The sequence below is a fragment of the Paraburkholderia aromaticivorans genome, from assembly GCF_012689525.1.
Taxonomy (GTDB): Bacteria; Pseudomonadota; Gammaproteobacteria; order Burkholderiales; family Burkholderiaceae; genus Paraburkholderia; species Paraburkholderia aromaticivorans_A.
This window is the reverse complement of sequence record NZ_CP051516.1, coordinates 4208315-4232256: the sequence shown is the minus strand read 5'-3', so window position 1 is coordinate 4232256 and position 23942 is coordinate 4208315. Positions and strand designations below refer to the sequence as shown.

The 23942-nt window shown below is 62.3% G+C and carries 25 protein-coding genes; 20 read left to right on the top strand and 5 right to left on the bottom strand.

Annotation, left to right across the window (positions count from 1 at the left end; translation table 11 throughout):
• Nucleotides 1-5: 5 nt before the first annotated feature.
• From infA to HF916_RS52190, 10 genes are all read left to right on the top strand, one after another.
• Nucleotides 6-224, top strand: coding sequence for a translation initiation factor IF-1 (infA, locus tag HF916_RS47350; RefSeq protein WP_004521905.1), 219 nt, complete (start codon nucleotides 6-8; stop codon nucleotides 222-224).
• 20 nt (nucleotides 225-244) lie between these two features.
• Nucleotides 245-361, top strand: a complete 117-nt coding sequence (gene rpmJ / locus HF916_RS47345) for a 50S ribosomal protein L36 (RefSeq protein ID WP_004199844.1) — start codon at nucleotides 245-247, stop codon at nucleotides 359-361.
• Nucleotides 362-402: 41 nt separating this feature from the next.
• Complete coding sequence (rpsM, locus tag HF916_RS47340) at nucleotides 403-768, top strand: 30S ribosomal protein S13 (RefSeq protein WP_012434566.1); 366 nt, start codon at nucleotides 403-405, stop codon at nucleotides 766-768.
• A 28-nt stretch (nucleotides 769-796) separates the two neighbouring features.
• A complete protein-coding gene (gene rpsK / locus HF916_RS47335; RefSeq protein ID WP_006052224.1) occupies nucleotides 797-1201 on the top strand; it encodes a 30S ribosomal protein S11 in 405 nt (134 codons plus the stop codon).
• A gap of 147 nt (nucleotides 1202-1348) precedes the next feature.
• Nucleotides 1349-1972, top strand: a complete 624-nt coding sequence (gene rpsD / locus HF916_RS47330; protein WP_168795435.1) for a 30S ribosomal protein S4 — start codon at nucleotides 1349-1351, stop codon at nucleotides 1970-1972.
• 124 nt (nucleotides 1973-2096) lie between these two features.
• Complete coding sequence (locus tag HF916_RS47325; protein WP_006052226.1) at nucleotides 2097-3074, top strand: DNA-directed RNA polymerase subunit alpha; 978 nt, start codon at nucleotides 2097-2099, stop codon at nucleotides 3072-3074.
• A gap of 169 nt (nucleotides 3075-3243) precedes the next feature.
• A complete protein-coding gene (gene rplQ, locus HF916_RS47320; RefSeq protein WP_006052227.1) occupies nucleotides 3244-3636 on the top strand; it encodes a 50S ribosomal protein L17 in 393 nt (130 codons plus the stop codon).
• A 170-nt stretch (nucleotides 3637-3806) separates the two neighbouring features.
• Nucleotides 3807-4139: a divalent-cation tolerance protein CutA gene (gene cutA / locus HF916_RS47315; protein ID WP_168795434.1), complete on the top strand. Its 333-nt coding sequence runs from the start codon at nucleotides 3807-3809 to the stop codon at nucleotides 4137-4139.
• Nucleotides 4132-6012, top strand: a complete 1881-nt coding sequence (dsbD, locus tag HF916_RS47310) for a protein-disulfide reductase DsbD (RefSeq protein ID WP_168795433.1) — start codon at nucleotides 4132-4134, stop codon at nucleotides 6010-6012. The genes cutA and dsbD overlap by 8 nt, the downstream gene beginning before the upstream one ends.
• A 53-nt stretch (nucleotides 6013-6065) precedes the next feature.
• The gene (locus tag HF916_RS52190; protein ID WP_168795432.1) at nucleotides 6066-6170 is read left to right on the top strand and encodes a hypothetical protein; all 105 of its coding nucleotides are present in this window, start codon (nucleotides 6066-6068) and stop codon (nucleotides 6168-6170) included.
• Nucleotides 6171-6416: 246 nt separating this feature from the next.
• On the opposite strand, the gene hemB is transcribed toward HF916_RS52190, so the two are convergent.
• Both hemB and yihA read right to left on the bottom strand, forming a co-directional pair.
• Entirely contained in the window at nucleotides 6417-7415 is a 999-nt protein-coding gene (gene hemB, locus HF916_RS47300; protein WP_168795431.1) for a porphobilinogen synthase, read from the bottom strand.
• 249 nt (nucleotides 7416-7664) lie between these two features.
• The gene (yihA, locus tag HF916_RS47295; protein WP_168795430.1) at nucleotides 7665-8318 is read right to left on the bottom strand and encodes a ribosome biogenesis GTP-binding protein YihA/YsxC; all 654 of its coding nucleotides are present in this window, start codon (nucleotides 8316-8318) and stop codon (nucleotides 7665-7667) included.
• Nucleotides 8319-8582: 264 nt separating this feature from the next.
• Between yihA and HF916_RS47290 the strand changes: the two genes are divergently transcribed.
• The 5 genes from HF916_RS47290 (at nucleotide 8583) to msrQ (ending at nucleotide 14687) form a co-directional block, all read left to right on the top strand.
• A complete protein-coding gene (locus HF916_RS47290) occupies nucleotides 8583-9236 on the top strand; it encodes a c-type cytochrome (protein WP_116118439.1) in 654 nt (217 codons plus the stop codon).
• Between the two features lie 117 nt (nucleotides 9237-9353).
• A complete protein-coding gene (locus tag HF916_RS47285) occupies nucleotides 9354-11576 on the top strand; it encodes a cytochrome c biogenesis protein ResB (protein ID WP_168795429.1) in 2223 nt (740 codons plus the stop codon).
• 4 nt (nucleotides 11577-11580) lie between these two features.
• A complete protein-coding gene (gene ccsB, locus HF916_RS47280; RefSeq protein WP_168795428.1) occupies nucleotides 11581-12786 on the top strand; it encodes a c-type cytochrome biogenesis protein CcsB in 1206 nt (401 codons plus the stop codon).
• Between the two features lie 189 nt (nucleotides 12787-12975).
• Entirely contained in the window at nucleotides 12976-13971 is a 996-nt protein-coding gene (gene msrP, locus HF916_RS47275) for a protein-methionine-sulfoxide reductase catalytic subunit MsrP (protein ID WP_168795427.1), read from the top strand.
• 11 nt (nucleotides 13972-13982) lie between these two features.
• The gene (msrQ, locus tag HF916_RS47270; RefSeq protein WP_206001994.1) at nucleotides 13983-14687 is read left to right on the top strand and encodes a protein-methionine-sulfoxide reductase heme-binding subunit MsrQ; all 705 of its coding nucleotides are present in this window, start codon (nucleotides 13983-13985) and stop codon (nucleotides 14685-14687) included.
• A gap of 85 nt (nucleotides 14688-14772) precedes the next feature.
• Here the strand turns inward: msrQ and lysA are convergent, their stop codons facing one another.
• Together lysA and lptM are read right to left on the bottom strand one after the other, a co-directional pair.
• Nucleotides 14773-16035, bottom strand: a complete 1263-nt coding sequence (gene lysA / locus HF916_RS47265) for a diaminopimelate decarboxylase (RefSeq protein ID WP_168795426.1) — start codon at nucleotides 16033-16035, stop codon at nucleotides 14773-14775.
• Between the two features lie 9 nt (nucleotides 16036-16044).
• Nucleotides 16045-16383 carry an LPS translocon maturation chaperone LptM gene (lptM, locus tag HF916_RS47260; RefSeq protein WP_168795425.1) on the bottom strand — a complete coding sequence of 113 codons (339 nt, stop codon included), beginning with the start codon at nucleotides 16381-16383 and terminating at the stop codon, nucleotides 16045-16047.
• 35 nt (nucleotides 16384-16418) lie between these two features.
• Here lptM and cyaY point away from each other — a divergent pair, with 35 nt between their 5' ends.
• Nucleotides 16419-16736, top strand: a complete 318-nt coding sequence (cyaY, locus tag HF916_RS47255; RefSeq protein WP_168795424.1) for an iron donor protein CyaY — start codon at nucleotides 16419-16421, stop codon at nucleotides 16734-16736.
• Nucleotides 16737-16861: 125 nt separating this feature from the next.
• On the opposite strand, the gene HF916_RS47250 is transcribed toward cyaY, so the two are convergent.
• Nucleotides 16862-19261 carry a penicillin-binding protein 1A gene (locus HF916_RS47250; RefSeq protein WP_168795423.1) on the bottom strand — a complete coding sequence of 800 codons (2400 nt, stop codon included), beginning with the start codon at nucleotides 19259-19261 and terminating at the stop codon, nucleotides 16862-16864.
• Nucleotides 19262-19514: 253 nt separating this feature from the next.
• Here HF916_RS47250 and pilM point away from each other — a divergent pair, with 253 nt between their 5' ends.
• Genes pilM through pilQ form a run of 4 tightly spaced genes read left to right on the top strand, consistent with a single transcriptional unit; the run spans nucleotide 19515 to nucleotide 23909 of the window.
• Nucleotides 19515-20507, top strand: a complete 993-nt coding sequence (pilM, locus tag HF916_RS47245) for a type IV pilus biogenesis protein PilM (protein ID WP_168795422.1) — start codon at nucleotides 19515-19517, stop codon at nucleotides 20505-20507.
• Entirely contained in the window at nucleotides 20504-21223 is a 720-nt protein-coding gene (locus HF916_RS47240) for a fimbrial assembly protein (protein ID WP_168795421.1), read from the top strand. Before pilM ends, HF916_RS47240 begins: the two co-directional genes overlap by 4 nt.
• On the top strand, nucleotides 21220-22152 hold the full coding sequence (locus tag HF916_RS47235; protein WP_168795420.1) for a hypothetical protein: 933 nt from the start codon (nucleotides 21220-21222) through the stop codon (nucleotides 22150-22152). Before HF916_RS47240 ends, HF916_RS47235 begins: the two co-directional genes overlap by 4 nt.
• Nucleotides 22152-23909 (top strand): type IV pilus secretin PilQ, encoded by a 1758-nt coding sequence (gene pilQ / locus HF916_RS47230; protein ID WP_168795419.1) that lies wholly within the window; start codon nucleotides 22152-22154, stop codon nucleotides 23907-23909. Before HF916_RS47235 ends, pilQ begins: the two co-directional genes overlap by 1 nt.
• Nucleotides 23910-23942: the final 33 nt, after the last annotated feature.

The window sequence follows — 23942 nt, the reverse complement described above, 5'->3', positions numbered from 1 at the left end:
GACTTATGGCCAAAGACGATGTTATCCAGATGCAGGGTGAAGTCATCGAAAACCTGCCTAACGCTACCTTCAGGGTGAAGCTGGAAAACGGCCATGTCGTATTGGGACACATATCCGGGAAGATGCGGATGCACTACATCCGAATCTTGCCGGGCGACAAGGTGACGGTTGAATTGACGCCTTACGATCTGTCGCGTGCGCGGATCGTGTTCCGGGCGAAGTGATTTGAAAAAAGGGTAATATCATGAAAGTGATGGCATCGGTTAAGCGCATTTGCCGCAATTGCAAGATCATCAAGCGCAAAGGCGTTGTGCGCGTGATTTGCAGCTCTGATCCGCGCCACAAACAGCGTCAAGGCTGAACGCCGCGCTTTTTGCTGCGCTTTTTGTTTGAGGAAAAACAATGGCTCGTATCGCAGGGGTTAACATCCCGAATCACCAGCATACCGAAATCGGCCTGACGGCTATTTACGGTGTCGGCCGCACGCGCTCGCGCGACATCTGCGTCGCTGCTGGTGTGGCATTTTCGAAGAAGGTCAAAGACCTGAACGACGCAGACCTCGAAAAGCTGCGTGAAGAAGTCGGCAAGTTCATCGTTGAAGGCGATCTGCGCCGTGAAACGACGATGAACATTAAGCGCCTGATGGATCTCGGCTGCTACCGTGGCGTTCGGCATCGTAAGGGCTTGCCCCTGCGCGGCCAACGTACGCGTACGAATGCCCGTACGCGCAAGGGTCCGCGTCGTGCAGCGCAATCGCTGAAGAAGTAAGCGGAACTGACAGTTACAGGAAAACGTAATGGCTAAGGCTTCGAACAACTCCGCGGCGCAACGCGTTCGCAAGAAGGTCAAGAAGAACGTCGCCGAGGGCGTGGTTCACGTTCACGCGTCGTTCAACAACACCATCATCACGATCACCGATCGTCAAGGCAATGCACTTGCTTGGGCAACGTCAGGTGGTCAGGGCTTCAAGGGTTCGCGTAAATCGACCCCGTTTGCAGCCCAGGTGGCGGCCGAATCGGCTGGCCGCGTGGCGATGGAATACGGCGTGAAGAACCTCGAAGTGCGGATCAAGGGCCCCGGTCCTGGCCGCGAGTCGGCGGTGCGCGCGTTGCATGGTCTTGGCATCAAGATCACCGCGATCTCCGACGTGACCCCGGTCCCGCACAACGGCTGCCGTCCGCCGAAGCGTCGTCGTATCTAAGACGCCGATTTTGCTAGCGCCTGTTGCCGCCTTGGGCGGCGGCAGGCTGCTTGCGTTATTGAATTGACTAAGCCCACCGTTCGACCCAAAGGGTTCGGACTAGCGCGGGTGGATGCATCCGCGTGATCAATCAACAAAGGAATCAACGTGGCACGTTATATCGGCCCTAAGGCCAAGCTGTCCCGCCGTGAAGGCACTGACCTCTTCCTGAAGAGCGCCCGTCGTTCGCTCGCTGACAAGTGCAAGCTTGACAGCAAGCCCGGCCAACACGGCCGCACCTCGGGCGCACGTACGTCCGACTACGGCACGCAGTTGCGCGAAAAGCAAAAAGTGAAGCGCATCTACGGTGTCCTCGAGCGTCAATTCCGTCGTTACTTCGCTGAAGCCGACCGCCTGAAGGGCAACACGGGTGAAAACCTGCTGCAATTGCTCGAATCGCGTCTGGACAACGTTGTGTATCGCATGGGCTTCGGCTCGACGCGCGCTGAAGCACGTCAGCTCGTGAGCCACAAGGCGATCGTCGTGAACGGCGTTGTGTCGAACATCCCGTCGATGCAAGTGAAGGCAGGCGACGTCGTCGCAGTGCGCGAGACGAAGAAGAAGCAGGCGCGTATTCTCGAAGCGCTGTCGCTGGCTGAGCAAGGTGGTCTGCCGAGCTGGGTCGCTGTCGATTCGAAGAAGTTCGAAGGCACGTTCAAGTCGAAGCCGGAACGCAGCGACATCGCTGGCGATATCAACGAAAGCCTGATCGTCGAATTGTATTCGCGGTAATCGGATTAACGGCCGGGGCACCCCGATTGCGTTGCGCAAGGGGGCGTCTCGGCTGTTTATTTTCAGGTTGTTACCGGTCAGCCTTATCGGTGTAACGAGCCGAGGGTATTGAAAAGGAAAACCTATGCAAACCAGTTTGTTGAAGCCCAAGATCATCGCTGTTGAATCGCTTGGTGAGAGCCATGCGAAAGTGGTCATGGAACCGTTTGAACGCGGTTACGGCCACACCTTGGGTAACGCGCTCCGGCGCGTGCTGCTGTCGTCGATGATCGGCTACGCGCCGACCGAAGTGACGATCGCAGGCGTCGTACATGAGTATTCGACGCTCGACGGTGTGCAAGAGGATGTGGTCAACCTGTTGTTGAACCTGAAGGGCGTGGTGTTCAAGCTGCATAACCGTGACGAAGTGACGGTTACGCTGCGCAAGGAAGGCGAGGGCGTTGTCACCGCTGGCGACATCGAACTCGCGCACGATTGCGAAGTGATCAACCCGGATCACGTGATTGCGCATCTGTCGAAGGGCGGCAAGCTCGACGTGCAGATCAAGGTCGAGAAGGGCCGTGGTTATGTGCCGGGCAACGTGCGTCGTTACGGCGAAGAGTCGGCCAAGATTATCGGCCGTATCGTGCTGGACGCGTCGTTCTCGCCGGTTCGCCGCGTGAGCTACGCCGTTGAAAGCGCTCGCGTCGAACAGCGTACCGACCTCGACAAGCTCGTGATGAACATCGAAACCAACGGTGTGATTTCGCCGGAAGAAGCGATCCGCCAGTCGGCGCGCATTCTGGTCGATCAACTGTCGGTCTTTGCTGCACTAGAAGGCACTGAAGCCACGGCTGAAGCGCCGTCGCGTGCGCCGCAGATCGATCCGATCCTGCTGCGTCCGGTCGATGATCTCGAACTGACGGTTCGTTCCGCGAACTGCCTGAAGGCCGAGAACATTTACTACATCGGTGACCTGATCCAGCGCACGGAAAACGAGTTGCTGAAGACGCCGAATCTGGGCCGCAAGTCGTTGAACGAAATCAAGGAAGTACTGGCGTCGCGTGGTTTGACGCTCGGCATGAAACTCGAAAACTGGCCGCCGGCTGGTCTCGATAAGTAATCCCGGGACAGAACCCGCCGCTGCACTGGCAAAGACGCGGATTTTCCTTTAAAATCCGCGTCTTGCCTTTTTTCACTACCGGCCCGTGCACTCGCTACCTTTGGGAAACCGCAGGTAGTTCGAGCGCGATAGAAGAGCTGGACCAAAACTTTGAATCGAAGGAATTAACATGCGTCACCGTCATGGTTTGCGGAAACTGAACCGCACGAGCAGCCACCGTCTGGCAATGCTCCGTAATATGTCCAACTCGCTGATCGAGCACGAAGTCATCAAGACCACGCTGCCGAAAGCAAAAGAACTCCGTAAGGTTGTCGAGCCGCTGATCACGCTCGGCAAGAAGCCGTCGCTGGCAAATCGTCGTCTGGCGTTCAACCGCCTGCGCGATCGTGACTCGGTCACGAAGCTGTTCGAAGTTCTGGGCCCGCGTTACGCTACCCGTCCGGGCGGCTACCTGCGCGTCCTGAAGTTTGGCTTCCGCGTCGGCGACAACGCTCCGATGGCACTGGTCGAATTGCTCGACCGTCCGGAAGTTGAAGAAGTCGAAGTGCAAGAAGCTGAGTAAGCTTCCCAGCATCCAAAAAGCCAGGCATCAAGCCTGGCTTTTTTGTTTGGTGCGCCAGAAATGCGGTGGCAACGGCCATCTGCCGCATGGTCGCCGCGCGGCGGTCGGCGGGCGGACAAGGCTAGGTGATACGATATGCGCACCTGAATCGTGCCTTGCCGGAGCCATCTGTGAGCGTGAACGTGACCTTGATTCTGACGACGGTGCCGGATGCGGCCGCGGCTCAGAAGCTTGCTGCGAATGCCTTGGCCGCGCGGCTCTGCGCCTGTGTCACGCAATTAGGCTCCGTACAGTCCAGCTATCACTGGCAGGGCGCGATTGAAACGGCGCAGGAAATCCAGTTGCTGTTCAAGACCAGCGCGCCACGCGCGCTCGAACTCGAACAGTACATTCAGGCTCACCATCCCTACGACACGCCGGAAATCCTCTTATGGCAAGCGACGGCGTCGGCCGCGTACGGCCAGTGGATCACTGCTGAAACCCAACGTCCTCTCCATGTTTAACGGTCTCGACCGGCGCGCGCGCAATGCGCTACGCACCGTATTCTTCCTGCTTGGTTGCCTGATCCTCGGGCAGTTCAGCACGCTCGCCCGCGCGGCGGACGATTTCCTGGATCCCGCGGTCGCGTTCAAATTCAGCGCGTCGGAGAAGCCCGGCGAAGTCGACGTGACGTACCAAATCGCGGACGGCTACTACATGTACCGCGAGCGCTTCGCGTTCGCAACGCGCAACGGCACGACCACGATCGGCGAGCCGCAATTGCCGGCTGGCCACGTCAAGTTCGATCAGACCTTTAACAAGAACGTCGAGACGTATCGGAACGAACTGACTATCCGGATTCCCGTTAAACAGGCGGCCGGACCGTTCGATCTGGCGGTGACGTCGCAAGGCTGTGCCGACGCGGGCATCTGCTATCCGCCGATGGAGCGCGTGTATCACGTGAGCGGCGCAGCTCTTCAGCCGACCGGCAGCGCGGCAGCTCCCGCAGCCGACGTCGCGCCGCATTCCGCCGCTGCCGCAGGCACCTCGTGGTACGACCGCGCCACCAGCGCAGACTACGCGCAGTCGCTGCTGCAAGGCGGCGGCTTCTTCGCGATCGTCGGGCTCTATTTCGTCGCCGGCGCCGTACTCAGTCTGCTCCCCTGTTCGTATCCGATGATTCCGATTCTCTCGGCGATCATCATCGGCGAAGGCGCGCGCGTGACGCGTGCCCGTGGATTCGCGCTGTCGCTGGCCTACGTCATCGGCATGGCGCTCGTGTACACGGCGCTCGGCATCGCCGCTGCGCTGGTCGGGCAGAGTCTCGGCGCGTGGCTGCAAAATCCATGGGTGCTCGGTGCCTTTGGCGTACTGCTGACCATTTTTGCGTTGACCTTGATCGCCGGCTTCGACATCGCGCTGCCGCAACGTTGGCAGGACGGCGTTTCGCGCGCGTCATCAGGGCGCTCCGGGGGTAAGTTTGCGGCCGTTGCCGTGATGGGCGCGCTGTCCGCGCTGGTGGTCGGCGCGTGCATGACCGCACCGCTCTTTGCGGTGCTGGCGTTCATTGCGCATACTGGCGACGCGTTGCTCGGCGGTGCAGCGCTGTTCTCGATGGGACTGGGACTGGGCGTGCCACTGCTGATCCTCGGTTTTGGCGCAGGCACGCTGCTGCCGCGTGCCGGCGCATGGATGGACGGCGTCAAGGTGTTCTTCGGCGTCGTGCTGCTTGCGGCCGCGTTGTGGATCGTTTGGCCGGTGCTCGGCGCGACTGCGACGATGCTGTTGAGCGCGCTCTGGTTGTTGGTCGCCTCAGCCTCTCTTGGCTTATTTTCGGCTCCGACTGCGGAGGCTTCCGTTTGGCGCCGGCTTGGCCGAGGCATCGGCGCTGCGTTCGCCATCTGGGCTGCAGTCCTGCTGGTCGGGTTGGCGGCGGGCTCATCCGACCCGCTGCGCCCGCTTGCCGTGCTGGCGGCGCGTGGCGGGGAAACGGGTGTCGCGAACGCGTCGAATAGGCCGGACAACGCGCCGCAGAGCGATCTGACGTTCGCCCCGGTCCGCTCATCGAATGAACTCGACCAGGCCGTCAGAACGGCTGCACAGCCCGCCATGCTCGATTTTTACGCGGACTGGTGCGTCAGCTGCAAGGAGATGGAGAAATTCACCTTCAGCGACCCGCGTGTTCAGGCGAAATTAAAGCAGATGAACCTGCTGCGCGCCGATGTGACCGCGAACAACACCGACGATCAAACGCTGCTCAAGCGCTTCAGCCTGTTCGGGCCGCCGGGGATCATCTTTTTCGATCGGCGTGGCAAGGAAGTGCTGCGCGTCGTTGGATACGAATCGGCGGATAAATTCTTGCACAGTCTGGATCGGGCGAGTGCGCCTGGGGCGTAACGGATAACGGGGGGGCCGTTGCGGCGCCCGGCGCGCCGGCCGAACTCGCTGGCGTGAAACGCGGCGACCGGATCACGACAATCGACGGCCGGTCGACCGCCGAGATGTCGCTCACCCAGATCACGGATCTGATTCAAGCCAGCCGGCGACTTCAGTGAAGCTGGGAATCGGGCGCGAAGCGCGGCGTCTGGCGCTGACTGTGGAGCGCAAAGCAATCGTGGTGGAAGCGGACTAGCGAGCAGCCGGCCGCGGCGTGACTGCGACTTCGCAAAAACTAACGGGGCGTGTGGGGCAAGCGCCGAGCGCCAAACGCCCGCCGTCCAATAAAAAAACGGAGGCACGACACACAAGTCGTCCTCCGTTCATTGCAACGTCCGAACCGCCGCGGGCGGCATCTCGTCAAGTCACTTCTGCGAACGCAAGATCCGCGCGGCATCCAATGCGAAATAGGTTAGCACCCCGTCCGCACCCGCCCGCTTGAACGCCAGCAGCGATTCCATCATCGCTTTATCGTGGTCGAGCCAGCCGTTCTGCGCGGCCGCTTTCAGCATCGCGTATTCGCCGCTCACCTGATACACGTACGTCGGGAACTGGAATTCATCCTTCACGCGACGCACGATATCCAGATACGGCATGCCGGGCTTGACCATCACCATGTCCGCGCCTTCGTTGATGTCCGCCTGCACTTCACGCAGCGCTTCATTCGAATTGGCCGGGTCCATCTGGTAGGTCATCTTGTTGCTTTTGCCGAGGTTCGTCGCGGAACCGACGGCGTCGCGGAACGGGCCGTAAAACGCCGACGCGAACTTGGCCGCATAAGCCATGATGCGCGTGTGGATAAGACCTTCGCTCTCGAACATTTCGCGGATCGCGCCGATGCGGCCGTCCATCATGTCCGAAGGCGCGACGATATCGACGCCCGCTTCAGCCTGCTCGCGCGCCTGTTCGACCAGAATCTCGACAGTCTCGTCGTTGATGACATAGCCGGCTTCGTCGAGTACGCCGTCCTGGCCATGGCTCGTGTACGGATCGAGCGCCACGTCGGTGAGCACGCCCAGCTCGGGGAAATTCTTCTTCAGTTCGCGAACAGCGCGCGGAATCAAACCGGCCGGGTTGGTCGCTTCGCGACCATCTGGCGTTTTCAGCGACGGTTCGATCGCCGGAAACAGCGACAGCACGGGCACGCCCAGTTCGACGCATTGTTCAGCCACGCCCATCAGCAGATCGACCGACACGCGCTCGACGCCCGGCATCGACGGCACGGCTTGCCGCACGTTGATGCCTTCGACGATAAAGACCGGATAAATCAGATCGTTGGTGGTGAGGATGTTTTCCCGCATCAGACGGCGCGAGAAGTCGTCGCGGCGCATGCGGCGCGGACGGTGGTGCGGATAGAAGCTCATAGCGAATCGAAGAAACGTGGATGTGTGGAGTGGACAAGTAACGCCTGCCTCCGCTCCCGGAAACTTTTCGAGACAATGGTATATCATACCGATCGAGCAAGGCGCCTTGCGCTGACCTCCCCGCTTCTCCTCCCTGAGCGGGTGCCTGTCGTTTTTCGATTAGGCTGTTTGACCCGCCGTTAAAGCGGCGGGTTTTTTTATGGGCGGCCGGAATAGCGCTTTTGTCGTCTCCGGCGACGCTCGCCTCGCTTACTGGGCGGCGTCCGTTTCGCCTTTCGCGTTGGGGATCAGCCAGCTTTCGATCAGTTCGTGCGCTTCGTCGATGCCGACGCGTTTGAGCGCAGAGAACAGCTGGGCGGTCAGTTCGCCCTGGTAGCCGGCGGTACGGTACTCAGCCAGACCTTTCTGCGTCGCGCGCAACGCGTTTATGCTTTCCTGGCGCGTCAATTTGTCGCACTTGGTCAGGAGCGTGTGGATCGGCTTGCCGGTCGGCGCGAACCATTCGATCATGCGGCGATCCAGATCCGTCAGCGGGCGGCGCGAGTCCATCATCAGGATCATGCCGCGCAATTGCGAGCGCGATTGCAGATAGGTGGAGAGCAGCGCTTCCCAGTGCGCCTTGGCGGCGCCCGGCACTTCTGCGTAACCGTAGCCCGGCAGATCGACCAGATGCGCAGTCGGCTCGTCCGCCTTGCCCACCGAAAAGTAATTGATATGCTGCGTGCGTCCTGGCGTCTTACTGGCGAAGGCCAGCCGCTTCTGATTGCACAGAATATTGATCGCCGTCGACTTGCCCGCGTTCGAGCGTCCCGCAAAGCAGATCTCGGGTTGCGAAGTGGCCGGCAGATCACGTAAGTGATTGACGGTCGTGAAAAAGCGGGATTGGTGGAGCAGGAAGGACATGATCAGGCCAGGATTCGAGACGCCGGGGAACCCGGAGTGGGGACGGGTCAAGCCCGACTGGCGTCTTAGCGATTAGCGAGTTATTGTACAATACGATGGTTTACTGAAAACCTGAGGGGGCCAGCCCGCGTGCCTTGGCGGCTCCTACCGGTCACTCGGTCGCTGTCGTATTTTGCAAAACCTTCAAGAAGATGCCGAGCCTCGCGCGAAACGCGAGGTTTGGGGGCTCTCTAAAAATCCCACAAGACGAGACAGGGTGTGCGAATGAATCGACTGAGCAAGACTCTGATGGTGCTTCATGTAGCGGCAGGTCTTTCAGGTTTGGCAATTCAGGCACGAGCAGCAGAACCGGCAAAGCCGGACGTCAATCGGGGGCAGGCAATCGCGGTGCAGGTATGCGCGTCATGTCATGGGGCAGACGGCAACAGTGCCGGCGGCGCGTACCCGAAGCTGGCGGGCCAGCACCCTGAGTATCTCGTCAAGCAACTCAAGGACTTCAAGACCCAGCCGGGCGCCAAGCAGCCAGCGCGCAACAATGCGATCATGGCGGGCATGGCGGCGGCGCTGTCCGATCAGGATATGGTCAACGTCGCGGCCTATTTCGCGGCGCAAACCCCGAAGCCAGGCTACGCGCACAACAAGGATACCGTTCCGCTCGGTCAGAAGATTTATCGGGGCGGGATTGCCGACAAGGGCGTGCCGGCGTGCGCGAGCTGTCACGGACCGACCGGGCAAGGGATTCCGTCGCAGTATCCACGGCTGTCGGGGCAGTGGGCGGAATACACGGTGGCGCAGTTGCTGGCGTTCACGCAAGGCCCGGGCGCACGTAACAACAACGAGCCGATGCATGCGATTGCAACGCGTCTGTCGGACAGCGAGATCAAGGCAGTAGCCGATTACATCGCGGGCTTGCACTAAGGAAGTCCGCACGCAAGTGCAACCGACCCGGCGAGGTCGGTACAAAACAAGAAAAGGGTGAGGGCGTCGTGCCTACGACAGCCCTTCACCCTTTTTTGCTGTTCAGTCGGAGTATGAATGAGCGTCACCACGTCGGGTTTGCAGTCGAAGTCGGGCAATCGCACTACGCGCAGCGTCGTCGAAGTTTTGAGTTCGATGCGTTTCGCCATTTCGTTGCTCGTGATTTTGTCGATCGCCAGCATCATCGGCACCGTCCTCACGCAGGACGATCCGTATCCCAACTACGTCAATCAGTTCGGCCCGTTCTGGGCAGACATCTTCCGTTCGCTGAGTCTGTACACGGTGTACAGCTCGTGGTGGTTCATGCTGATTCTCGGCTTCCTGATGGTGTCGGTGTCGCTGTGCGTGATCCGCAATGCGCCGAAAATGGTCGCCGACGTGAAGAGCTGGAAGGACAAGGTCCGCGAAGGCAGCCTGCGCGCGTTCCATCACAAAGGCGAATTCGCGGTGCATGGCTCCCGCGCGCAGACCACGGCGTTGCTCGCCAGACTCTCGGCGAAGCTCGGCTACAAGTTCGTCACCCGTGAGTCCGATGGCGCGACCTTGATCGCCGCCAAGCGCGGCGCGCTAACCAAGTTCGGGTATATCTCCGCTCACATTGCGATCGTGGTGATCTGCCTCGGCGGCCTGCTCGACAGCAATCTGCCGATCAAGCTGCAAATGTGGCTGTTCGACAAGTCGCCGATCCGTGCCAACACGGTGATCAACGACATCACGCCGGATCATCGTCTGTCGCAGTCCAACCCGACGTTTCGCGGCTATGCATGGGTGCCGGAAGGCCAGCACGTGTCCACGGCGATCCTGAACCAGCCCGACGGCTCGCTGATCCAGGATCTGCCGTTTTCGATCGAACTGAACAAGTTCATCGTCGATTACTACTCGACGGGCATGCCCAAGCTGTTCGCGAGCGACATCGTGGTGGTGGATCACAAGACGGGCGCGCGCGTGCCGGCGCGCGTCGAAGTGAACAAACCGTTCACCTACGACGGCGTGTCGATCTACCAGTCGAGCTTCCAGGACGGCGGCTCGCAGATGCAGATGACCGCCTACCCGATGAGCGGCGCGAGCGCGAAGACCGCGCCGTTCGGTGGCACGATCGGTGGCAATGCGCCGTTGGGCACGGCCACGCCGCTGGCCGACGGCCAGACGGTCGAATTCACCGATTTCCGCGCGATCAACGTCGAAAACATCCAGAACGGCAGCGGCCAGACCGACGCCCGTGGCGTCGCGGCGCACCGCACGCTGAAAGAAGCGTTCGACGAGCGCCTCGGCTCCGGCGCGAAAACCTCGAAGCCGCTCGATCTGCACAACGTCGGCCCGTCGGTGCAATACAAGGTGCGCGACAAGGACGGCCAGGCGCGCGAATACAACAACTACATGCTGCCGGTCGACGTGTCCGGCGAAAAGATGTTCCTCGCCGGCATGCGTGTGAATCCGGACGATCCGTTTCGCTACCTGCGCATTCCCGCCGACAGCGGCGGCACCGTCAAGGAATGGATGAACCTGCGCGCCACGCTCGAGGATCCGGCCATGCGCGCCTCTGCGGCTCACCGTTTCGCGCTGCGCTCGGTGCCCGGCTCGAATGCCGAACTGCAACAACATCTGGAAGAAAGCGCGCTGCGCGTGCTGACCCTTTTTGCGGGCGCGGATAACAGCATCAAGATGCCGAACGGCCAGACGGTCGGCGGCTTCCAGGCCATCGCCGGTTTTATCGACCATTCGGTGCCGAAGGGCGAGCAGGAAAAGGCCGCCGGCCTGCTGCTGCGCATGCTGGAAGGCTCGACGTGGGACCTGTATCAGCTGTCCCGCCAGCAACTCGGCGAGCCCGAGGCGGCGGCCAATGCTGACGCCAGCCGCTTTATCCAGAGCTCGATCAACGCGATATCCGACAGCTTTTTGTATGGATCGCCGGTCTATTTACAGCTCGACTCATTCAAGCAGGTGCAAGCTTCGGTATTTCAGTTGACGCGCGCGCCGGGCAAAAAAGTCGTGTATCTTGGCAGCCTGCTCCTCGTGTTGGGCATCTTTTCGATGTTCTACGTCCGCGAACGGCGCCTCTGGTTCTGGCTCAAAGACACCGAGCACGGCACGAACGTCGTGATGGCAATGTCGAGCGCACGCAAGACGCTCGACTTCGAGAAAGAGTTCGTTCAGACGCGCGACGCGGTAGGCGCCGCGCTGGGCGCCAAACTCGTTGAAGCACCCGACGCCGCCGGCGCCTCCCATAAATCCGGCAACGCCGGCGCGCCGTCCGCAAGCTCACAAGATTCGACCCGGTAAGATCATGGACTTGACTCAGGTTTCCCAATCTCCCTCTTCGCGGCCCCAAAAGGCGCTGGCAGGCGAGTCACTCAACATCGGACAGTACGACGAGCGGCCGTTCCTGAAGCGGCTCGGCATCGTCGACTGGCTGTTTGCCCTCGCGATGGTCGCGGGCGCCGGGTTCGCGCTGTCGCGCTATCACCCGTTCATGAACTACTACGACAAGCTGGTGCTCTGCTGCGCCGTGCCGGTTTTCGTGGTGCTGGGCTGGCGCTGGAAACCAGTGCGTCCGCTAATGGTGAGCATCGCGGCGCTGTCGCTGCTGGCCATCCAGATCTACCACGGCGATCTCAGCCGCGCCGATAACGCCTTCTTCCTCAAGTATTTCCTGTCGAGCCAGTCCGCGATTCTGTGGATGAGCGCGCTCTTCGTGTTCGCCACGGTGTTCTACTGGATCGGCTTGCTGTCGCGTTCACCGACCGGCGCCGCGATCGGCTCGAAAATGACGTGGGCGGCGGTGGTCATGGGCTTTGTCGGCCTGATGGTGCGCTGGTACGAGTCGTACCTGATCGGCGCGGACGTCGGCCATATTCCTATTTCGAACCTTTACGAAGTGTTCGTGCTGTTCAGCCTGATCACCGCGCTCTTCTATCTGTACTACGAGCAGCACTACAACACCCGCGCGCTCGGCGCTTTCGTGCTGCTGGTGATCGGCGCGGCGGTAGGTTTCCTGATGTGGTACTCGGTGGCGCGCGACGCGCAGCAGATCCAGCCGCTGGTTCCCGCGCTGCAAAGCTGGTGGATGAAGATTCACGTGCCGGCGAACTTCATCGGCTATGGCAGCTTCGCGCTGTCGGCCATGGTGGGTGTCGCGTATCTGGCGAAAGAGCGCGGTGTGCTGGCCGATCGCTTGCCGGCGCTCGAAGTGCTCGACGACGTAATGTACAAGTCGATCGCCGTCGGTTTCGCGTTCTTCACGATCGCCACGATTCTCGGCGCGCTGTGGGCTGCCGAAGCCTGGGGCGGCTACTGGAGCTGGGACCCGAAGGAAACGTGGGCGCTGATCGTCTGGCTGAACTATGCGGCGTGGCTGCACATGCGCCTGATGAAGGGTCTGCGCGGCGCGGTCGCGGCATGGTGGGCGCTGACCGGCCTGCTGGTGACGACCTTCGCCTTCCTCGGCGTCAACATGTTCCTGTCGGGCCTGCATAGCTACGGCAAGCTGTAAGATCTGCCGCGCTGAACCGACTCAAAACCGCCGTGTGCTTCGCACCGGCGGTTTTTTTATGGTCGACGGAATATCCGCTGCATCTAAAGTGTTCGCCCTCACAGTACCTACAGATGGCTGGACGGACGAGCGATCATCAATATGGCCCCTTAAGATGCATAGACCGATGGGCCGGCAAGGAGCAGCACGATGTGGATCAAGCGTAGCGACAGAATTCAACTCAGCGGCGACGACATCGCGCGCAGCGAAATCACGCCGCAACGTGTTTTTCAGAACCGGCGGCGCGTGTTGCAGGCGGCCGGCGCGGTGGCGCTCGGCAGTTTGCTCGGGGTGAACGGCGAGGCGCTGGCGGCTTACACGTCGCCGGACCCGAAGGCGCAAAAGCTGGCGGCGAACACCAACGCAAAATTCGTCGCGCTCGACAAGATCACGCCGTACAAGGACATCACCACGTACAACAACTTCTACGAGTTCGGTACCGACAAGGCCGATCCCGCGCACAACGCCGGGACGCTGCGGCCGCATCCGTGGAAGGTGAGCGTCGAGGGCGAGATCAAGAATCCGAAGGTCTACGACATCGACGAATTGCTCAAGCTCGCGCCGCTCGAGGAGCGCGTGTACAGGATGCGCTGCGTTGAAGGGTGGTCGATGGTGATTCCGTGGATCGGCGTGCCGCTCGCAGAGTTGATCAAGCGCGTGCAGCCGACGGGCAATGCCAAGTACGTGCAATTCATCACGCTGGCCGATCCGTCGCAAATGCCCGGACTGTCGACGCCGGTACTCGATTGGCCGTACTCCGAAGGGCTGCGCATGGACGAAGCGATGAATCCGCTGACCTTGCTGACCATGGGCCTCTACGGCCAGGTGCTGCCCAATCAGAACGGCGCGCCGGTGCGCGTCGTGGTGCCGTGGAAATATGGCTTCAAGAGCGCGAAGTCGCTGGTGAAGATCCGCTTCCTCGACAAACAGCCGCCGACCAGTTGGAACTCGTACGCGTCGAGCGAATACGGGTTTTACTCGAACGTGAATCCGAACGTCGATCATCCGCGCTGGAGCCAGGCGACCGAGCGACGCATCGGCGAAGACGGTTTCTTCACGCCCAAGCGCAAGACGTTGATGTTCAACGGCTACGGCGATCAGGTCGCGTCGCTTTATCAGGGCATGGACCTGAAGAAGAATTTTTGAGCGGCGTGAACATGGCTTCCTCCGAGACGCAATCCGCTACGCAGACCGAACGCAAAGCGCCGCGCGCGCAGGCGTCCGCGACAACGACGACGGCGAAGCGGCCCACAACCGGCGCGCGCTGGATCGTGCCGGCCAAGATCGCGGTATTTATCGCGGCGTGGTATCCGCTCGCGCGTATCGTGCTGTTCGGCCTGACCGACCGGCTCGGTGCAAATCCGATCGAGTTCATCACGCGCTCGACGGGTCTCTGGACGCTCATTTTCCTCTGCATCACGCTGGCCGTGACGCCGCTGCGCCGACTCACCGGCGTCGCTGCGTTCGTGCGCTTTCGCCGCATGCTCGGGCTCTATGCGTTCTTCTACGCGACGCTGCATTTCACCACTTACCTGTGGTTCGACAAATGGTTCGACGTCGCCGCGATCATCAAGGACATCGGTAAGCGGCCGTTCATCACGGTGGGCTTCGCGGCGTTCGTGTTGCTGATCGCATTGGCCGTGACATCGCCGCGCGCGATGGTGCGCAAGCTCGGGCGTCGCTGGCAGATGCTGCATCGGTCCATCTATGCGATCGGCGCGCTCGCGATCCTGCACTTCTGGTGGATGAAGGCGGGCAAACACGATCTGATCCTGCCGAAGATTTACGGCGCGGTCATGGTGGCGTTGCTCGGTTGGCGTTTGATCGTCTGGATGCGTGACAGGATGTCGAAGACGCGTTGACCGGCGCCGGCGCGGTTCACGTAAACACAAAAAAGGCGATGCCGCAGTGGCATCGCCTTTTTGACGTTGGCGCAACTCTTGAAGGTTACGCCGGCAGAATCGTTTCGCCCGCAAACAACTGCTTCACCTCTTCGCGTGCGCGAACCACATGCACCTGTGTACCATCAACCATCACCTCGGCCGCGCGCGGACGTGTGTTGTAGTTGGAGCTCATCACGAAGCCGTACGCGCCGGCTGAGCGGATCGCCAGCAGATCGCCCGGTTCGACCGCCAGCAGGCGTTCGCGGCCGAGCCAATCGCCGCTCTCGCACACCGGACCGACTACGTCGTAAACGTGAGCCGGCACGTCGCGCTTCACAACTGGATCGATCGCGTGATACGCCTCATACATGGCGGGGCGCGCGAGATCGGTCATGGCCGCATCGACGATAGCGAAATTCTTTTCCGCGCCCGGCTTCAGAAACTCGACGCGCGTAAGCAGCACGCCCGCGTTGCCGACCAGCGAACGGCCCGGCTCGAAATACACTTCACGATGGCCGTGACCGCGCGCTTCGATCCGATCGAGCACAGTGCGGACGAACTCGCCGATTTCCGGCGGCGTTTCATCGTCGTACGTGATGCCGAGACCGCCGCCCACGTCGATGTGACGAATCTTCACGCCGTCCTGCTCGATCTGTTCGACCAGTTCCAGCACTTTGTCGACCGCGTCGAGATACGGCGCGACTTCGGTGATCTGCGAGCCGATATGGCAGTCGATGCCGACCACCTCGAGATTCGCCATGGCCGCGGCCGCCTGATACGTGGCGCGCGCGTCTTCGAACGCGACGCCGAACTTGTTCGACTTCAGGCCCGTGGAAATATACGGATGCGTCTTCGCGTCAACGTCCGGATTCACGCGCAGCGAGACAGGCGCCTTCTTGCCCATTTCCGCGGCAACCGCATTCAGGCGATCGAGCTCGGGAATCGATTCGACGTTGAAGCATTTCACGCCGGCCGCGAGCGCGTCGCGCATTTCGTCCGCGTTCTTGCCGACGCCGGAAAACACGGTGTTTTCCGCTTTGCCGCCGGCGGCCAGCACACGCGCCAGTTCACCGCCCGAAACGATGTCGAAGCCGGCGCCCAGGCGCGCGAACACGTTCAACACGGCGAGATTGCTATTGGCCTTCACGGCGACGTGCACGCTCGCGCGACGGCCGGCGCAAGCGCCTGCATAGGCGTTCCACGCTTCAGTGAGCGCGGCGCGCGAGTACACGTACAGCGGCGAGCCGAACTGCTTGGCGAGAGAGACGGCGGACACGCCTTCGGCGTGCAGCACGCCGTCGACGTAGTCAAATGCGGATCGAGTCATGCGAAAGTCTTATTGAACAGGTGTGGCGGCGGAAGCAGGCAGCGGAGCCGCCGTAGCGGATGCGGCGGAGGCGGGCGGCGCGGCGAGTTCGTTTTCCGGCGCCAACGAAAGCGGTGTGCCGGAGGTATCCGGGACGGTGCTCATATCACTGGATGTAGCCGACGCGGGTTGCGCGACGTCCGGCGTTTGCGTGCGATCGATCGGCTTGGCCGGTAGCGGCGGTACGTTGGGCAAATAGAGCGAACCGCGTTGTCCGCAGCCGGCAAGTGCACAACCTGCGAGAATGGCTAAAACCGCTACAATCGCGCGGCCGGGCGCCGCCGCGCGCATCCGAGATACGACTCGCATGACTGTCCCTGAATAAATAATCGATGGAGTTTAGCATGTCCGATAGTGAATACCTGACCCGCGCGGAAGCCGCGCTAGCCGCCATCGAACGCGCGCTCGACGACACGGATGCCGACATCGAACTGGAGCGCAGCGGCAACGTCCTGACCCTCGAATTCGAGAACCGCTCGAAGATCATCGTCAATCTTCAGCCGCCCATGAGCGAGATCTGGATCGCCGCGAAAGCGGGCGGTTTCCACTTCCGTTTCGTCGATGGCGAATGGCGCGATACGCGCGGCGGCACGGAGTTTTTCGCCGCGCTGTCGGAGTACGCGACGCAGCAGGCCGGCGAGCCGGTTCACTTCGAAGCGTAAGAGCCGCCGATCGGGCGAGCGTCGCCAACGTGGCCGAATCGATTCGCCCTGAACGCACGAAGCAAAATGGCCACGCATTTAGCGCGGCCATTTTGCTTTTCTGCTGGACTGTGTGAACGTGTCCGTCAGTGTCCGCGGAACAGATTCATGATGTCCTGTTTCTCCTGTTCGCCGACCTGCTCAGGCGCGGCCGCCGACGCTGCACTCGACTCGGCGTCCAGTGAAGCCTGACTGACGCCGACCGTTGCGATGAAACCATGCCCGGGCGTGAAGTCATTGAAATAAAGCTCTGAGCCGATTTCCGTGACGTCGTCGGGCATCGGCATCTTGTACTCCGGCACGCCCTTCAGCGCGCGACCCATGTATTCGACCCATACGGGCAACGCGAGGCCGCCACCGGTTTCCTTGTCGCCGAGACTGCGCGGGTTGTCGTAGCCGATCCACGCGATGGCGGTGAGCGTGTGCTGATAACCGGCGAACCACGCGTCGCGCGAATCGTTGGTCGTGCCCGTCTTGCCGCCAAGGTCGGTGCGTTTCAGTACATTGGTTTTCGCACCCGTGCCGCGTTGCGCGACGCTTTGCAGCAGGCTGTTCATCACATACGCATTGCGCGGCTCGATTGCGTGCGGCGCGCTTTGCGCGGCCACCAGCGGTTGCGCATGCGCGACCACCATGCCGCGCTGATCCGTGACTTCGGCGATCAGATATGGGTTGATCCGATAGCCGCCATTGGCGAACACCGAGAACGCGCCCGCCATCTGCAGCGGAGTGACGAGACCGGCACCCAGCGCCATCGGCAGATAAGCCGGGTGACGATCCGCGTCGAAGCCGAAACGCGTGATGTACTGCTGCGCGTACTTCGTGCCGATCTGGTTCAGGATACGAATCGACACTAGGTTCTTCGAGCGCTGCAACGCGGTGCGCATGGTCATCGGGCCGTCGAAGCCGCCGCCGTAGTTCTTCGGCTCCCACGCCTGGCCGCCGGTCTCAGCCGCGCTGAAGAAGAGCGGTGCATCGTTGATCACGGTTGCCGGTCCGAGTCCCTTTTCGAGCGACGCCGAATAGATGAACGGCTTGAAGCTCGACCCCGGCTGACGCCACGCCTGAGTCACGTGATTGAACTTGTTCTTGTTGAAATCGAAACCGCCGACCAGCGCGCGGATCGCGCCATCTTGCGGGATCACCGAGACGAACGCGCCTTCCACTTGCGGCAATTGCGTGATCGACCAGTTGCCGTCGTCGTTCTTGACGAGCCGGATGATCGCGCCGGGCCGCACGCGTTGATTCGGCTGCGCGCGCGGACCGAGCGCGAACTGCGCAAAGCGCAGGCCGTCACCTTGGATCGTCGCGACATTGCCGTCGATGAACGCAGCCTGCACCTGCTTCGGACTCGCCGCGGTGACTACCGCGGCAATGATCTCGCCGTTGTCCGGGTGTTCGAGCAGCGCGTCGTCGATGGCCTGTTCGCGGTCGTCGGCGTCGGACGGCAGATCGATGAACGCCTCCGGACCGCGATAACCGTGACGCCGTTCGTAGTCCATCAGACCTTTGCGCAGCGCCCGGTAAGCGACGTCCTGGTCGGCAGAATCGATCGTGGTCACCACGTTCAGGCCGCGCGTATAGGCTTCCTCGCGATACTGCGCGTACATCATCTGACGTACCATTTCCGCGACGTATTCCGCGTGCACGCTGAATTCCTTGCCCGCGCCCTTGACCACGAGCGGCTGTTTGCTCGCTTCGTCGTATTGTTCCTGCGTGATGTAGTGCAACTCGTACATGCGCTGCAGGATGTACTCCTGACGCACCTTCGCACGCTTCGGATTGACGACCGGGTTATACGCGGATGGCGCCTTTGGCAAGCCGGCCAGCATGGCCGATTCCGCCAGCGTCAGATCCTTCAGATCCTTGCCGAAGTACACGCGCGCTGCGCTCGCGAAACCGTAGGCGCGCTGACCGAGATAGATCTGATTCATGTACACCTCGAGAATCTGATCCTTGGACAGCTTCGACTCGATCTTGTACGCCAGCAGCATCTCGTAGATCTTGCGCGTGTAGGTCTTTTCGCTGGAGAGGAAGAAGTTGCGCGCCACCTGCATGGTGATCGTGCTCGCGCCTTGCGTGGCGTGGCCATTGGTGAGCGCGACGAAGCCCGCGCGCGCGATGCCCATGAGGTCTACGCCGCCGTGATCGTAGAAGCGTGCGTCTTCGATGGCGAGGATGGCCTTCTTCAGACTATCGGGCACATCCTGAATATGGACGATGTCGCGCCGTTCCTCGCCAAATTCGCCGATCAGCACATGGTCGGCCGTGTAGATGCGCAGCGGCACCTTCGGCCGATAGTCGGTCAGCGCATCGAGCGACGGCAGATTGGGCGTGGCGACGACGAGCGCATAGCCGAGCACCAGCAGCACGCACAGAACGCCTGCGACGATCAGACCCACGAAGCCCAGGATGAGTTTCAGCCACAACGGGCGTTTGCGCTTCTTTGGCGCGGGCGGCGGGGACGTAGGAGACGTGGATTGCATATAGGCACCGAAAAACAGTCCCGCGATTATAGCCGCCTCGCTTTTCAGCTTTCGGCATGCTTACTGACACTTCTTGACAAGTCTGCGCGCCGCGCGGGAATGACTTCACTGTAGTCCCTTTGATGGCGTACAGGACGTGCGTCGCTCAACGTTAGCCATTTGGCTGAGTGTCGCGCGGCGGCGCGGCTACGCACAATTCTTCCTCATCACTCGCGTTCGAATGGTTCGTCGCGTGAGTCAGAGGGAGGGCGTCATGGCGTTGAAAAGATCTTGGCTTCAGGCAGTGCAACCCGGTGCGCAGCGTTTTGCTGCGGGGATCGATGTTGGCTCGCAGGCCGTGCGTCTGGTCGTGCTGAGTCAGCGCGTGCGCTCACCTGGCGCGCTGCATATCGAATACGCGAGCACCGTCCCGCTTGTCGCCGGTGCAATGGCCGGCAGCGAGATCGCCGACCGGCACGCGGTCGCGCGTGCGTTGCGCGACGCGTTTGCCGGTCTGCCGCGCGCATGCGCGACGCACGCCTTGCGGTGCGCGATGGCGCTGCCCGCATCGGCCACCATGACCACCACCGTGCCGCTCACGCGGCTTGCCGCGCAGAGCGGTTGTTCGGAAGACGGCGGGCATCAACTGGCTGAGCTGGAGCCGGCGGTGATGAGCGAAGTCGAGCGCATTGCCGGCCTTGAGCGGCATGCTCTCGCTGTCGACTGGTATCTCGACGAAGCGTATTCGCCAGTCCGCTCCGTGACCATCGCCGCCACCGCGCGACAACATCTCGAAGCGCGAATCGAATGCGCGGCGATTGCCGGCATCTCGCTCACGGCCATCGACGGCGAGCCGCATGCGGCGTTGCGCGCCATGCGCTACGCGGCGAGTTACGAACTCGATCCGCACGAGCCGTATGTCGCGTTGTGGATCGGCACGGACGGCGTGTACGGCTGGCGGATCGTGGACGACATCGTCGCCCGCGAAATGCGCTACCCGGCGCCGGAGCACACCGATCTCGCCGATGCGTTGCGCGACCTGGCACACGGCCCGGAACTCGACTGCGCGTTGTTGAGCGGCGAGGTCGATCTGCTCGACGGCGTGGGTTTCTCGACTGCGGATATCGCGGACGTATTGGGCTGCACGGTCCTGCCGTTCGAATGCGCGGCGCTCGGCGGCCTCGTTCGACCGTTGGACGATTCGCTGTTGCACGAGCCGTCCGGCGCGGTCGCGTTCGGGCTTGCGTTGCGCGGGGTGCTCGAATGACCGGCGGCCTGTTGCACGCGGCGACTTCGAACAGGCGAGCGCCGGAACGCAGCACGCGCTTCGCGCGATCCTGGCTTGGCGGTTTCAATCTACTGCCATACCGGCAACGCAATGCGCGGCTCGCGCGCCGACGACGCGTGCTCGAATGGATTGGCGCGGTCTGCGCCGGTTTTGCCGCTGTCTTCGTATTGGCCGGCTGGCAGGCAATCGAGAGGGCGCGGTTCGATGCGCAGCGCGTGTCGGTCGAACACACGCTCACGCAACTATCGGCGCCGCTCGCCGAGCACGCCACATTGCTGCGCGCGCAAGACGAACAGCGGCGGAACATCGCACGCGCAAAAAGCCTGTCGGAACCGCTCACGCATCTACGCGATCTGCTCGACGCGCTGAGTTTCGAACCGGGCGACGGCGTGGTGTTGCAGCAGTTGCGCCAGCGTGAGGACGAGACCGAGTTGCTGGCGACGTCGCGTGGACATCTCGCTTCGGCCGACTGGCTCAAGCGCTTGAGTGCGATCCGTGGCGTGAAGGGGGCGGAAGTGAGCGACCTGCATCGATCGGTCCCACGCGGCGGTGCGGCTGCGCAGGCGAGCGTTGCCGGTCCGATCGAATTCGGCGCGCATCTGCGTTGGAACGAGCCGGTGCAAAAAACGGCTCGCCCGGCTGGGTCCGCGGCGCAGCACCCTGTGAAACCTGAACAATCAAGAGGTGCGAAATGAGTACGACTTTTGTCGAGTTCGGCGGCGCGGCAAACGCGCGGCTTTTTCTTTCCCATTGGATGAAGCGCGTGCGCTTGCCGCTCGATGCATGGAGCCTGCGCCGCCGCTGGGCGGTCGCCTTGTTGATTGCCATAGTGGTGTTCGGTTTGGGCGCGCACGGCTGGGTGGTGGCCGATCTCGGTGGCGTCGAAGCGAGCCGGGCGGCGTTGGAGGCCAGTCGCTTGCGTCTCGCGAACGCGCGGCACGCGCTTGCGCAATTGCCTGCGCTGCGCCGCGAAGCTGCCGCCATGTCCGTTGCTGCTTCGACTGCACGTTCATCCGGGCCGTGGAGTTCCGCCGACGACGTCCGCATTGTCTCCGAACTGGCTGCGCAAAATAGCGTCGCGTTGCTGGCGGTGGAACCCGGCGCGGTCAGCGGCGCGGGCGTTGAAAGCATGCGTCCGCTGCAACTGACCGCGCGCACGGACTTCGTTCACCTGATGGCATTTCTGCGCGGGCTGTCCGATCTGCCGGTGCTGATCGTGCCTGTCGATGTGACCGTCAAGCGGGATGCCGCGGCGTTGTCGGTGAGCGTCGCGCTGCATGTGTTCGACGCGCTGCGGCCGGCGTCATCGGCAAACTCAGTGGAGGCATTCGACGACGACAGCCTCGATTCGGATGACGATGAAGAGGTCGTCTTCTTCGATCCGTTTGCACAGTTGCAGATGCAGGCTGCCGGCGAACTACCCGATGTCTCGCCACTGCGTCTGGTCGGATTGCTGAGCGATCGCACGCGTGGATTGGCCGTGTTCGATACACCGGACGGCGTGACGACCGTCGAGGCCGGAGAGCGGATCGGTGCCGAGCGTGTCACGAAGCTGGACGCGTCCGGCATTACGCTCGCGAAGGACGGCGCGACGCGTACGCTAGCGCTGACGGAGGCTTCCTGATGAGACTGGCGAAGCCATTTCCCTTTGCATTGTCGAGTTCCGATACGCGTGCGTCGCCTCGCCTGAAAGTGTGTCTCGGCCTGTATCTCAGCGCGGCGCTGGGCGCCGGCGTCACGCAGGCGTCGACTCCACCGCTGCCGCCGCTGCCTGGCTACATGCCTCTCGACGACGCGGTATCGCCACGCGATGCTCCGTACAGCGGCACACCGCCGCTGCCACGCGACGTTTCCGCCGAGGTGCCCAATCCGTTTCGTCAGGATTCCGCAGACGATCCAGACGCACCGCGTATGAGCGCGACAGCGGCCAATACTCGTACGGACGAGCCTGCCGCCGACGACGCCGACGGCTTACTGCCGTCGCAGTCGCGAAGGCAATCCGCCGCTCCAATTCTCGCCGACGCCGACGCAGACGGTTCCGTGCCGCTGCGAAGGCAATCCGCCGCTTCGACTCGTGAAGATGCCGCTAGCGGTCCAGCGCTCGAAGGTCCGCCGGTGCCGCTGCCGCCGCTCGCGCGTCTGAGCAACGCGCCACGCAGCGCCGCCGACGCAGCCCTCGCCCCTGACGACAAACCGATCTCGCTGAATTTCCAGCGTGCCGAACTCGGTGCCGTCCTGAATGCGTTCGCCAGATTCACCGGGCTGAACATCGTCGCGAGCGAGAGAGTGCGCGGCGCGGTCTCGTTACGGCTCGACAAGGTGCCGTGGCGCACCGCGTTCGACACCTTGCTCGACGTCAACGGCCTCGCGATGGAGCGCCACGGCAACGTGATCTGGGTCGCGCCGATCGCGGATCTGGCCGCGCGCGAGCGGCAGCGCTTCGAAGCGCATGCCCGGGCCGCCGATCTCGAACCGCTCGCGAGCCGCACGTTCGAACTGCATTACGCGCACGCCGAGGACGTCAGGCGTCTGCTCACCGGTTCGGGCGCCCAGCGCGTACTGTCCAAGCGCGGTGCCGCGACTGCCGATCCGCGCACCAATCTGCTGTTCGTGACCGATCTCGAAGGGCGCCTCGCGCAGATTGCGGCCCTGCTAGCTTCCGTCGACCGGCCGACGCGCCAGGTGTTGATCGAAGCGCGTATCGTCGAGGGCGAACATGGTTTTTCGCGCAATCTCGGCGTGAAGCTCTCCATGGCGGCCACGAACGCCGATGGCACCGCGAAAGGCTTGACCGACGCCGGCTATGATCTGTCGGCCCGCCCGATTTCCGGCTTCGACGCCGCGACCGCCGGCCTGACCTTGTTCGCCGCCGGCGCGACGCGGCTGCTGAACATCGAACTGAGCGCGCTGGAAGCGCAGGGGCGCGGCGAAATCGTCTCGAGCCCGCGCGTGGTTACGGCCGACCGGATGAAAGCGGTCGTCGAGCAGGGCACCGAGCTGCCGTATCAGGCGAAAGTGGGGCAGGGCGTGTCGGGCGTGCAGTTTCGCCGCGCCACGCTCAAACTGGAGGTCGAGCCGCAAATCATGCCGGACGGCCGGGTGGTGCTGGACCTCGACGTCGCCAAGGACAGCGTCGGCGAACAGACCGACGCCGGGCCCGCGATCAACACAAAGCACGTGCAAACGCGCGTCGAGGTCGAGGATGGTGGTACGGTGTCGATCGGCGGAATTTATGCGACCGACGACCGGGACGATGTGACGCGGGTCCCGGTCCTGGGCAAAATACCGGTTTTGGGTGCGCTTTTCCGCCATCGGGCTCATCGCGACCAGCGCAGCGAACTGGCTGTTTTCATCACGCCGCGCGTCGTTCAGACAAATTAGGGGCCCGCTGCCGCCGCTTGCGAGTGAACGCCG